Source organism: Pseudomaricurvus sp., from assembly GCF_965662505.1.
Taxonomy (GTDB): Bacteria; Pseudomonadota; Gammaproteobacteria; order Pseudomonadales; family Cellvibrionaceae; genus Pseudomaricurvus.
Genome location: NZ_CBFIHX010000113.1, coordinates 1 through 11,078, shown reverse-complemented (window position 1 = coordinate 11,078; position 11,078 = coordinate 1). Strand labels below are relative to the sequence as shown.

The 11,078-nt window shown below is 53.0% G+C and carries 9 protein-coding genes; 6 read left to right on the top strand and 3 right to left on the bottom strand.

What is annotated here, in order from left to right:
- Window positions 1-618: TorF family putative porin (locus ACTG33_RS13755; RefSeq protein WP_439135799.1), on the bottom strand; the 618-nt coding region annotated here is incomplete at its 3' end.
- Window positions 619-981: 363 nt separating this feature from the next.
- Here ACTG33_RS13755 and ACTG33_RS13750 point away from each other — a divergent pair.
- Complete coding sequence (locus ACTG33_RS13750; protein WP_439135798.1) at window positions 982-1,251, top strand: accessory factor UbiK family protein; 270 nt, start codon at window positions 982-984, stop codon at window positions 1,249-1,251.
- Between the two features lie 133 nt (window positions 1,252-1,384).
- On the top strand, window positions 1,385-2,929 hold the full coding sequence (locus ACTG33_RS13745; protein ID WP_439135797.1) for a YifB family Mg chelatase-like AAA ATPase: 1,545 nt from the start codon (window positions 1,385-1,387) through the stop codon (window positions 2,927-2,929).
- Window positions 2,930-2,948: 19 nt separating this feature from the next.
- Here ACTG33_RS13745 and ACTG33_RS13740 read toward each other — a convergent pair whose 3' ends face one another.
- Window positions 2,949-4,691 carry a putative bifunctional diguanylate cyclase/phosphodiesterase gene (locus ACTG33_RS13740; protein WP_439135796.1) on the bottom strand — a complete coding sequence of 581 codons (1,743 nt, stop codon included), beginning with the start codon at window positions 4,689-4,691 and terminating at the stop codon, window positions 2,949-2,951.
- A gap of 363 nt (window positions 4,692-5,054) precedes the next feature.
- Here ACTG33_RS13740 and rep point away from each other — a divergent pair, with 363 nt between their 5' ends.
- Together rep and ACTG33_RS13730 are read left to right on the top strand one after the other, a co-directional pair.
- On the top strand, window positions 5,055-7,073 hold the full coding sequence (gene rep / locus ACTG33_RS13735) for a DNA helicase Rep (protein ID WP_439135795.1): 2,019 nt from the start codon (window positions 5,055-5,057) through the stop codon (window positions 7,071-7,073).
- 89 nt (window positions 7,074-7,162) lie between these two features.
- Entirely contained in the window at window positions 7,163-7,840 is a 678-nt protein-coding gene (locus ACTG33_RS13730) for a hypothetical protein (protein ID WP_439135794.1), read from the top strand.
- 129 nt (window positions 7,841-7,969) lie between these two features.
- Here ACTG33_RS13730 and ACTG33_RS13725 read toward each other — a convergent pair whose 3' ends face one another.
- Window positions 7,970-8,851: a hypothetical protein gene (locus ACTG33_RS13725; protein ID WP_439135793.1), complete on the bottom strand. Its 882-nt coding sequence runs from the start codon at window positions 8,849-8,851 to the stop codon at window positions 7,970-7,972.
- A gap of 343 nt (window positions 8,852-9,194) precedes the next feature.
- Between ACTG33_RS13725 and ACTG33_RS13720 the strand changes: the two genes are divergently transcribed.
- Together ACTG33_RS13720 and ACTG33_RS13715 are read left to right on the top strand one after the other, a co-directional pair.
- Window positions 9,195-10,499, top strand: a complete 1,305-nt coding sequence (locus ACTG33_RS13720; protein WP_439135792.1) for an NAD(P)/FAD-dependent oxidoreductase — start codon at window positions 9,195-9,197, stop codon at window positions 10,497-10,499.
- Between the two features lie 229 nt (window positions 10,500-10,728).
- Window positions 10,729-11,078 (top strand): TonB-dependent receptor plug domain-containing protein (locus tag ACTG33_RS13715; protein WP_439135791.1); only part of this gene is annotated, 350 nt, incomplete at its 3' end.

Below are 11,078 nucleotides of genomic sequence, written 5' to 3'. Positions count from 1 at the left end.
CAGAGTAAACACGAGAGCTTCGTCGTCGTCTCCACCTTCACCAAGGTCTTCATCGTTAAAGATTGCTGCAATCCCCAAATCAAAACCACCTACGGTAGTACCGTAACCAATCTCCAGGTATTCACCGTCAAAATCTTTACCGAACGAACCGTAAGTACCGTAGAAGCCGTTGTGTTCGAGGGTCAAAGCAACAAAGTCATAATCTTCTTCTTCGCCAAAACCGTCCCACTCACCAACGCTATATTCCAGGCTGGCGAAGCCGTAGCCAACGTTAAAGTTCACTTCTTCGTAGGTATCATCGAATTCACCGGTGTAGTAATAACCGGTTAAACCTACAGAAGCGCTAAAACCAGACTCTGTCTCAAATCCCCAACCGCCGTAAGCATCAACTTCCAGGCCATCGCCTACGTCAGCACTCCAGGCACCTACGTAGAAACCGCTGTTCTCATAATCGATACCAGCAGAAGCAGAGCTGTCTTTTTGCTTAATACCGCGGTAGTAGTACTCAGATGCGAAACCAACGTTGGCGGAGAAGCTACCTTCAGCCATGGCAGGAGCGGCACTGATAGCGCCAGCAGTCATAGCAACAGCAGCAGCCAATTGGGTTAACTTTTTCATGAATCTTCCTCTCGTTTTACCTAATGTAAATTTCTAATTTAAGTTGTTCTTCCCTTAAGCCGAACTTTCTTCAAGGAAAGCTTGTTGTGTATTCTTACGGCTTGCCCTGTATTAGCACATTGCTTGCCAACTTTAAAAAATCCTTTTAAATCAATAAGATAAAACACATTCGCACTGAATGTGCGCACACAGGCGTGCAACACCATGCGCCAAAGCCCAGAGTCAGTGCACAAAAAATGTTCATGCACCACATTGGGCACCACTGTGGTGCAAAAGCAATCTGCCGCTTACCTTTCCCCTTGAGGTAGAATGGAATCTTTCTGATTCACCTGAATTTACGCCGTAACCGACGCAGGATTTCCCATGATTGAGCAACTGGCACGCAGCCTGTTTAACGACCTTAAATCCGCCATCCCCACAGCCACCAGCGAGCTGCCGGAACGAGAGCTGCGCAGTCTGCTGGAACGCACACTGCGCAAGATGAATCTGGTTTCCCGCGATGAATTCGACGCGCAACAAGCGGTGCTGCTGCGCACCCGGGAAAAGCTGGAAGCACTGGAAAAACACATCAGTGAACTGGAAGGCATTGAGCCCGACACGCAAAGCGCTCCCGCCAACAAACCTGATCAGTAACGATGTCGTTCATGCCTTGGCATGAAAACCAGTCCGTTTATCGGTTGCAGCGCCTCATTAATCAGCTCTGATACTGGCACCCCCACCATCACACGCTCTAAGCTCTGGCCTTTTGACACAGCAAGGACTGCCTATGTCACTGGCCACGGTTATCTCTCGCGCCCGCTTGGGTATGGAAGCCCCTCTGGTTTCTGTCGAAGTGCACCTCTCCAACGGACTGCCATCGCTGTCGATTGTGGGCATGGCGGAAACCGCCGTAAAAGAATCGCGGGATCGGGTACGCAGCGCCATCCTCAACAGCGAATTTGATTTTCCCGCCCGGCGTATCACCGTCAACCTGGCACCCGCGGATCTTCCAAAATCCGGCGGACAATTCGATCTGCCCATTGCCCTGGGCATTCTCGCCGCGTCGGGGCAAATTCCCGATGAGCAATTTCAACAGATGGAATTTCTCGGCGAACTGGGACTGAATGGCGAGCTTCGACCGGTTCCCGGCTGTCTGCCGGCGGCCATGGCCTGTGGCAGAGCAGGGCGACAACTGCTGTGCCCGCGAGCCAATGCCGCCGAGGCTGCCCTGTGCGATCACGCTCCGGTACTGGCGGCCCACTCACTGTTGGAAGTTTGCAGTCATCTGGCTCAGCAGACTCTGCTCAGTCCCACCGTCACCCAGCCGTTCGCTCTGGAACACAGCGGGCAACGCTACGGCGATTTGCGGGATGTGAAAGGACAGACACAGGCCAAGCGCGCGCTGGAAATTGCCGCGGCCGGAAAACATCACGCGCTGTTGTTCGGGCCGCCTGGGACCGGTAAGTCCATGCTCGCCTCGCGACTGCCGGGACTGATGCCACCGCTGTCCAAAGACGCTGCCATCGAAGTCGCCTGTATTCAGTCACTCACTCGCTTATCTCGACCCGCGGATGAGGTGCCGGGGTATCCGCAGCGGCCGTTTGCCGCACCGCATCACACCGCTTCGGCAGCGGCATTGGTCGGCGGAGGTTCCAACCCAAAACCGGGAGAAATTTCTCTGGCGCACCACGGCGTGTTGTTTCTGGATGAGCTGCCGGAATTTCAGCGGCAGGTGCTCGAAGTGCTGCGGGAGCCGCTGGAATGTGGCGCCATTCGGATTTCCCGCGCGACAGCGCAGGTGGAGTTTCCCGCGCGTTTTCAGCTGATCGCCGCCATGAACCCCTGTCCCTGTGGCTATTTTGGTCACAAGGGCGCCGCCGGTAAAAACGCGTCGGAAAACCGCTGTCGCTGCAGTCCCGATCAGGTGCGTCGTTACCGCAACCGTTTGTCGGGCCCGCTGCTCGATCGAATCGATCTGCACGTACCGGTTCTGGCATTGCAAAAAGGGGAGCTCTACGGTCAGGCCAGCGGTGACCATTCCTCTACCGTGCAGCAGCGAGTGCTGGCCGCCCATCAGAAACAGTGGCAACGGCAGGGATGCAGCAACAGCGACTTAACTGCGCCTCAACTGGAAGCGTTCTGTCCCCTGACCCGCAGCCAGCAACAATTGCTGGAAAATGCGATGTTAAAAATGGGCTTCTCGACGCGGGTACTGCACCGGGTGATCAAAGTGGCGCGCACGATTGCGGATCTGGCGGATGAAGATCAGTTGAGCGATCTGCATTTTATGGAGGCGTTCAGCTACCGCAATCTGGATCGGGCGGTACAGTGAAAAGCCTAAACGTAAACAGTTACTTACCCGCTGACGCGGAGACGTCAGTCAGTTGGGAAAAATATTTCTCAGTGATCAATTCCAGACTGGAAGGGCGACAGTAGTGATAACCCTGTACCTGATCGCAACCGAACTGCTGCAACATCGCCAGCTGCTCCGAAGTTTCAACCCCTTCGGCAATGATGGTTTTGTTCAGACTGTGCGCCAAAGTGACCATGGAGGACACCAGTTTGGCGTCCTCCAGTCGACGGCAGATGTCTGCCACAAATCCCTTGTCCACTTTTAAGGCGGAAATGGGCAAACGCTGTAAATGCATAAACGACGAATAACCGGTGCCAAAATCATCCAGAGAAAAAGAACATCCCAGGTGCGCCAGCGCCCTCATACACAACTCGATGCGATCCAGGTTTTCCATCAACGCGGTTTCGGTTAATTCCAACTCAATGTGTGATGGGCTGAAGCCTTCCTCTTTGGCCAGAGTCGCAATACGTTCCACAAGCTTGTCATCGTTAAACTGCCGCACCGACAGATTGATCGCCATAATGAGTTGATCACTGACACCGGTTATTTCAGTCTCCTGCAACAAAGCCCGCAACCGCAACAGCGCCTTACCCGCGGTACGCATCACCCAATAGCCCATCGGCACAATCAGACCACTGGCCTCCGCCACGTCCATAAACTGATCCGGATAAATCAATCCGCGCTCAGGATGCTGCCAGCGTATCAGAGCTTCCAGTCCCATCACCTGACCACTCTTGAGGTCGATACGGGGCTGGTAATGCAGTACAAACTCATCTCTTTTGAGAGCTGCACGCAATTCAGATTCGAGCAGCAGTTGGCGATGAGCTTCCAGGTTCAGCGCTTCTGAGAAGAAATGATAGTGACTGCCGGTCCTGACCTTGGCTTCATACATCGCCAGATCCGCGTGTTTTTGCAAAGTATCAACGTCGCCGCCGCCATCGGGAAACACCGCAATGCCAATGCTGCAACCCACACTCAGTTGATGTGCCCCCAAATGTACCGGCTTTGCCAGGGTATCAATCACCTTTTGCGCGATGTGGGCAATGTCCGTGGCCGAATCGATGTTTTCCAGCAGCAGAGTAAACTCGTCGCCACCAATACGCGCCACCGAATCGCTGGTGCGCAGACAGCGGGACAAACGCTCGGCACAGATCTTCAGCAAATTATCGCCAGCGTCGTGCCCAAAGCTGTCATTCACTTGTTTGAAGCCATCCAGATCGAGGTACATCAGTGTGAAGGTGGTTTGGTCACGACGCGCCATATTCACCGCGTACTCGAGCTTCTCGCGAAACAGAATGCGGTTGGGAATGCCGGTCAGCGGGTCGTAGTGAGCCAGATCGGCAAGTCGCTGCTCGGCCGCCTTGCGCTCGATGGCGTAGCGCAGGGTGCGCTCCAGTAACTGACTGTCGATACGACCTTTGATCAAATAATCGGAAGCGCCATGACTGATCGCCGAGCGGTCGACTTCAGCTTCCATCTGGTCGGTCATAACAATGATGGGGACCCGACAGCCCTGTGCCCGGGCGCCGTTGAGCAGGTGCATGCAATCGCCCTGACGCCAGTGATAGTCGAGCAGGATTACATCCGCCTCTTCAGACAGCACTTCGTGCAGTGCATCGTCCAGCAAATCCACCCAGGTCAATTCGTAATCCGTGTGGTGAATCTGTGACAAAAGGCGCTGTATCAGGTGATATTCGAGCCGATCCTCAACCACCAGTAATATTTTAAGAAACCTGTCCATTGAAGGTCTGCTCCGCCAAATCCGCTGGCTGTTCAGTCGGCTGTTCCTATGACCTGATCTGTGTGCCCGATCAGGTCTTGCCAACATGTCATTTGAATAATTATTGTTCTGTGCAACTTTACACGACAGTTTTCACAGATGGAATTGTCATTTTAGCAACAGATGTCAGAACCGGCGTTGGAGCTATTGTTCGATTTGGCTATATCAAATCGCTATTCCCAACCATCTGGAAATGTCCTTGCAGCGCAGGCACCTTCAGTTGCCCTGATAGTGATCGCGACTGTCGCCTATCTCGATCTCATACCTACTATCTTGGGCTCATATTGCTACAATGCTGCTCCGCTCACCCAACCTGATGATTTGATGTCCAAGCTCAACCCCCGCCAACGTGAAGCCGTGCACTACATCGATGGACCCAGCCTGGTGCTGGCCGGTGCAGGCAGCGGCAAAACCAGTGTGATTACCCGCAAGATCGCCTACCTGATTCAGGAATGCGGCATGCAGGCGCGTCACATTGCCGCGCTCACCTTTACCAATAAGGCGGCGCGGGAGATGAAAGAGCGGGTCAGCCAACTGGTGAAGGGCAGTGCCAGCAAAGGTTTGACCGTCTCGACCTTTCACAATCTGGGTCTCAACATCATCCGCAAAGAGCACAAAACCCTGGGGTTCAAACCCGGCTTCAGTATTTTCGACCAGGAGGACGCCAAGTCTTTGCTGAAAGAGCTGATGCTGAAAGACGGCGATCTGGACAGCGATCATCTGGATCTGGTGCAGAATCAGATATCCAACTGGAAGAACGATCTGCTGTCCCCGGATCACGCCCTCAGCAAGGCCAGCAGCCCCGGCGAAGAACACATCGCCTACATCTACAAACGTTACAATGCCGCACTACTGGCCTACAACGCGGTGGATTTCGACGATCTGATTCTGATCCCCGCCCAGCTGTTTATCGATCACAAAGACATTCTGGATCGCTGGCAGCGCAAGATTCGCTACTTACTGGTGGACGAGTATCAGGACACCAACTCCAGTCAGTACCTGCTGGTCAAACTGCTGATCGGCGACCGCGGCGCCCTTACCGTGGTGGGGGATGACGATCAGTCGATCTACGCCTGGCGCGGTGCCCGGCCGGAAAATCTGTCGCTGCTGCGCAAGGATTTTCCCACGCTGAAGTTGATCAAGCTGGAGCAGAACTACCGCTCCACCAGCCGCATCCTCAAGTGCGCCAACCATCTGATTGCTCACAACCCCCACGAATTCGACAAGGCCCTGTGGAGCGAGATGGGCATGGGCGAGCCGTTGCGGGTAATTCGCTGTGCGACGGAAGACGCCGAAGCCGAGCGGGTGGCCACCGAAATTTTTATGCAGCGCCAGAATCGCCGCGCCCGCTTTGGTGACTTTGCCATTCTCTATCGCGGCAACCACCAGGCGCGGCTGCTGGAACTGAAACTGCAACAACACCAGATTCCCTACCACATCAGTGGCGGCACCTCGTTTTTCTCCAAAACCGAGATCAAGGATATCCTTGCCTACCTGCGACTGGTGGTGAATCCCGATGATGACAACGCCTTTTTGCGCATCATCAACACCCCACGACGCCAAATTGGCACCGGCACTCTGGAAGCTCTGGGGCGCTACGCCACCGAGCGGGAAATCAGCTTGTTCTCCGCCTGTCAGGAGCTGGGCGTACAGAGCCATGTTCCCAAAAAGAGTCTCGAGCGTATTCTGCGCTTCAGCCACTGGCTGCTGCAGGTCGGTGACAACAGCCGGGGCAGTGACCCGGTCGCCGCTGTGAGAGAAATGGTGGAAGACATCGATTACGAATCCTGGCTGCATCAAAACGCCTCCAGCTCCAAGGTGGCGGAGAAACGTCTGGAAAACGTCTGGTATCTGGTGGACTCCATCAAAACCATCATCGAGCGGGACGACGCCGAGGACGGCAGCGGCAGTTTGGAAAATGCCATCAACAAACTGTTGTTGCGAGACATGCTGGAACGGCAGTCGGAAGAGGGCGAAGACCTGGATCAGGTACAGATGATGACCTTGCACGCGTCCAAAGGTCTGGAATTCCCCTACGTATTTCTCGTCGGAGTGGAAGAAGATCTGCTGCCGCATCGCTCCAGTATCGAAGAAGAAAATGTAGAGGAAGAGCGCCGACTGGCCTATGTGGGTATCACGCGAGCCAAGAAAGTTCTGCACATGACCCTGGCCGCCAAGCGCAAACAGTACGGTGAAGTCTGGGACACGACACCCAGCCGGTTTCTCGACGAACTGCCGGAAGACGATCTGGATCGCGAGGGTTTCGGGGAACACAACCCGGAAAAAAATCAGGCCAAGGGTCGGGAAACGCTGGATAATCTGCTGGGCAGTCTGGGATTGTGATCCACCGCACAGGCTGGACGCCTTACAAAAGACATGAGATTCTATAACCACTTCGTGTTAACAACTGATCTCGATAAAAGGATGTACTTTTGAAATTTTCGTCCCCCCTTAGCAAAACACTCCTTGGCGCAGCCATCTCACTGAGCCTGTCCACCACCGCCATGGCCGCAGAATTGTCTGCTACCGGCGATGACGGTCGCGAAATTCTGCTGAAGAAAAACGGTTCCTGGGAATACAAATCCACCGACCGCTTTGCCACCAGCGAAGATGGCACCCGCGTGCGCTTGAAAGCGGATGGCAGCTGGGAATTTATCGGCAATGCTCCCAGCGTCAGTAAGGAGCAGGTACGCACAGAAGCAATGGAAGTTAAGCTGGGTGATATTGTGACGGAGTTTCACAAAGAAAAAGTGGGCAAGAACACCCGCTACAACTCACAGACCACATTCAATCTGGCAGTCGACATCTCAAACTACAGTGAGGGCGTGGACACCAAACTCTCTCATTTCAATCTGTTTAAAGTGACCGACAGCCGCGGTAACGACTACCCAGTCATTGAAGTCACACCTCAGACCAAACACATGGAACCCGGTAAAGAATACCCTGTGGCGATTCGTGTAGACGGTTCTCCCTCCGGACAATTTGCAGTCGGGATTAAATATTTGTACCTGGAAATCGACAAGGCCGTGTTTGGCAGTGAGACCAATCTGAAATTCAGCCGCCGAGCGGATGAAGCTAAAAAGGTTCAGCTGAACCGATCCCTGCGCTAAGCGGCAGCCACTTTTCTTTCTGCCAAGTCACCAATCAAAAACCACAAGCCACAAAAAAAGGGTCGGAATTCCGACCCTTTTCTTTAGCAAACTCTACTTTTTAAGACTGTAACAGCCACTCTATTGAGCTTACGAACCCTCGGATTTCATCGTTTCAGCGCCAGGGACAACGTGCTCTCCCTCCGATTCCGCATGCCACTCAAACAGGTTGAGTTCGATCAAGGCAAACGCCAAAATCCACAGGAAGGCATCCCAGAAATCCAGAAAATCTCCATCGATTCCCCAGAAAACCGCACACAACAACAGAACAAAATAGAGCACGCCTTTTAAAGCCGTAGTCACCTTGATGATATTGCCGGTCAACTTGCCGGTTAATTGCAACCAAACGTCCATCGTCAAAATCATTACGATCAGCAACCAGTTCGCCGAATTCACGACATCGATGATTGACAGTCTCTGAGCCGACTCCAGACTCTCGGCATCGGTCACAATACCGGTACCGGGTATCTGATAGAACGTGCTGGCCGATGTCAGGTCCGCACAATTGACCGCAACGACAGATTCGTATTCATCCAGATCCGTCATAAACGACAGGTTCTGCGCCGTCTGGGCACAAAGATTCACGATGGAGGAGGGCTCAAACGAGTGGATCACCATAAACTTGGTCAGGTATCCGTAGCAGGCGTAAATGATCACCACATAACAGATGCCTTTTATCGAGTTCAGCACCCATTTAAGGTTGCCTTTCAGTCTGGTGTCCGAGATGACCGACGTTTCCAGCTCAAAAATCAACAGCAACACCACCCACGCTGCGGTATCAATGGTGGCGGCATAGGCCTCAATCAATTGAGAGAACGACACTCCTCCGGCAAATAAATGCTCTGAAGCAGCCCAGTCTTCCATGAAGAAGAAAAACAAGTTGGCCGTCAGAAATGCATAAACGCAGTATTTAAATACCCTAAACCAGGGGATGGACTTGTTACCTGTCGGCGCAGCACTACTCATCGTCATACATCCTACTCTTCTTATGGCCACCGTTATTATTGTTGGTGACTGTCATGTTATCCAGTTTATCGACCGGTGACCGGCTAGTGCCTATCACCTTACATCCTGCCGAAATAACTGAGTTTCTTTCTATAACTCGATACCAAACCAATTCCGCTAAATTAATCCGAATGGTTGCCAAAACCAGACAAGGCATTTATGATTTAGCCATAAACCGAATTAACATTCAATATCCGGAGAGGGCATCAGCCCTGATAATCGTATTTCATTCCGCATGCCAGCTTTCACAGGCACCGGTACAGCGGCACTGAAATCACACAGCGAGACAAATTAAAGGTGCAATACAGCGGTGAGTAACCCCAACAAAGAGTCCCACGTGGACTCTTACTACGCGGCAACAGCCAAGGAACTCAGGAATCACCCCCGACTGGAAGGTCAAATCGAAGCGGATGTCTGTGTCATCGGCGGCGGTTATACCGGCCTGTCTGCGGCCCTGCACCTGGCAGAACGCGGCTACAGTGTGGCGTTGCTCGAAGCAGAACGCATCGGCTGGGGCGCATCCGGCCGCAACGGCGGACACGTAGGCGTTGGTCAGCGAGTTGGCCAAGAAGTCCTGGAAAGCAAGGTTGGAAAAGAGCAAGCGAAAGTCTTCTGGGACATGGGCATCGAGGCCGTGCAAACCGTGAAAGACCTCGTTGCCAAACATCAGATCGATTGCGACCTGAAGCAGGGCGCCCTCCACGTTACCCACAAAGCCAGTCACATCCCCGACTACCAAGCTGAAGTGGAACACCTCTCCAAACACTATGATTTCGAGCATATTCGCTTTGTCGACACCGACGAAGTACGTCAGCTTGTCGGCTCGAACAACTACCAGTGCGGCACACTGGATACTTTCTCCTGCCATTTACACCCATTGAACTACGCTCTCGGACTGGCCAAAGCCGCCGAACAAGCCGGTGTAAAAATTTACGAAGGCAGTCGTGTCACTGGCTATACCAACTCCAGCAATTCCGGTTCTACCGAGACTCAGGTTACAACCGCCGAGGGCGGGGTAAAAGCCAAGTATGTCGTACTCGGCTGCAACGGTTACCTCGGTAAGCTGGAACCTCGGATGGCTGGCAAGATTATGCCAATCAATAATTTTGTACTGGCCACCGAACCTCTCAGTGAGGATCTGTGCCGGGAACTGATTCGCAACGATACCTCAGTTGCGGACTCGCTGTTCGTGATTGATTACTGGAAGCTGTCTGGCGATAACCGCTTACTCTTTGGTGGCGGTGAGAACTACACCAGCAGCTTCCCCAAAGACATCAAAAGCTTTGTACGCAAGTACATGCTCAAAGTGTACCCGCAGCTCAAAAATACCCGCATCGACTATGCTTGGGGAGGTACGCTGGCAATCACTATGAACCGCATGCCGCACTTTGGGCGCCTGGAAGAAAATGTTTTCTACGCACAGGGGTATTCGGGTCACGGTGTGCCCACCGCAACCATGGCTGGCAAACTGATTGCCGAAGCCGTTGCCGGTACCGCCGAGCGCTTTGATGTGATGGCCAGCTACCCCACCTACACCTTTCCTGGCGGCACCCTGTTGCGCTGGCCCGGACTGGTCGCGGGTATGCTTTATTACTCATTACGGGACAAGTTTTAGTTAGGGATTATCGGCTCAAGGACGCGGTTCCAACGCGCTATTCCAGAACTCCATTGCGATGCAGTTTTGAATATCCGCGCTTAAAAACAGTGTTGATGAAGGCCGAAACAATGACAAAAATATCAACAATAAGTATTTATAAAGAGGCACCCAATAAGCCTCTAGATGCATTGATTTAGTATTTTCAAGCAAAGAGAAGATAAAAAAACCCGACTTGAGAGGATTACCCATGATAAAGCACAACCGATTTAGCCGACACGCGCTAGCAATAGCGGTCAGTGGCGCCATGACCATCAGCGCTGGCAACACTCTTGCTCAGGAGAAATCCTGGGCTATTGAAGAGGTCGTTGTCACCGCTCAAAAACGTGAGCAAAGCCTGCAGGATGTACCGATTACCGTATCGGCATTCAGTGGCGAGATGATGAAAGACGCTCAGATTGAAGATTCAAAACAGTTGGCGGTATTGACGCCAGGCATGTCCGGTGACAGTAACGACAGCTTTATGGATTCCATCAATATTCGGGGCATCAGCACCAATGGTTTTGGTATCGGTGCTGAGCCGTCTGTTGGTACTTACAT

Bases quoted from the DNA above. Each gene is read 5' to 3' on its own strand.
- ACTG33_RS13750 (WP_439135798.1), top strand. From the start codon at position 982: ATGATTGAGCAACTGGCACGCAGCCTGTTTAACGACCTTAAATCCGCC.
- ACTG33_RS13745 (WP_439135797.1), top strand. From the start codon at position 1,385: ATGTCACTGGCCACGGTTATCTCTCGCGCCCGCTTGGGTATGGAAGCC.
- ACTG33_RS13740 (WP_439135796.1), bottom strand. From the start codon at position 4,691: ATGGACAGGTTTCTTAAAATATTACTGGTGGTTGAGGATCGGCTCGAA.
- rep (WP_439135795.1), top strand. From the start codon at position 5,055: ATGTCCAAGCTCAACCCCCGCCAACGTGAAGCCGTGCACTACATCGAT.
- ACTG33_RS13725 (WP_439135793.1), bottom strand. From the start codon at position 8,851: ATGACGATGAGTAGTGCTGCGCCGACAGGTAACAAGTCCATCCCCTGG.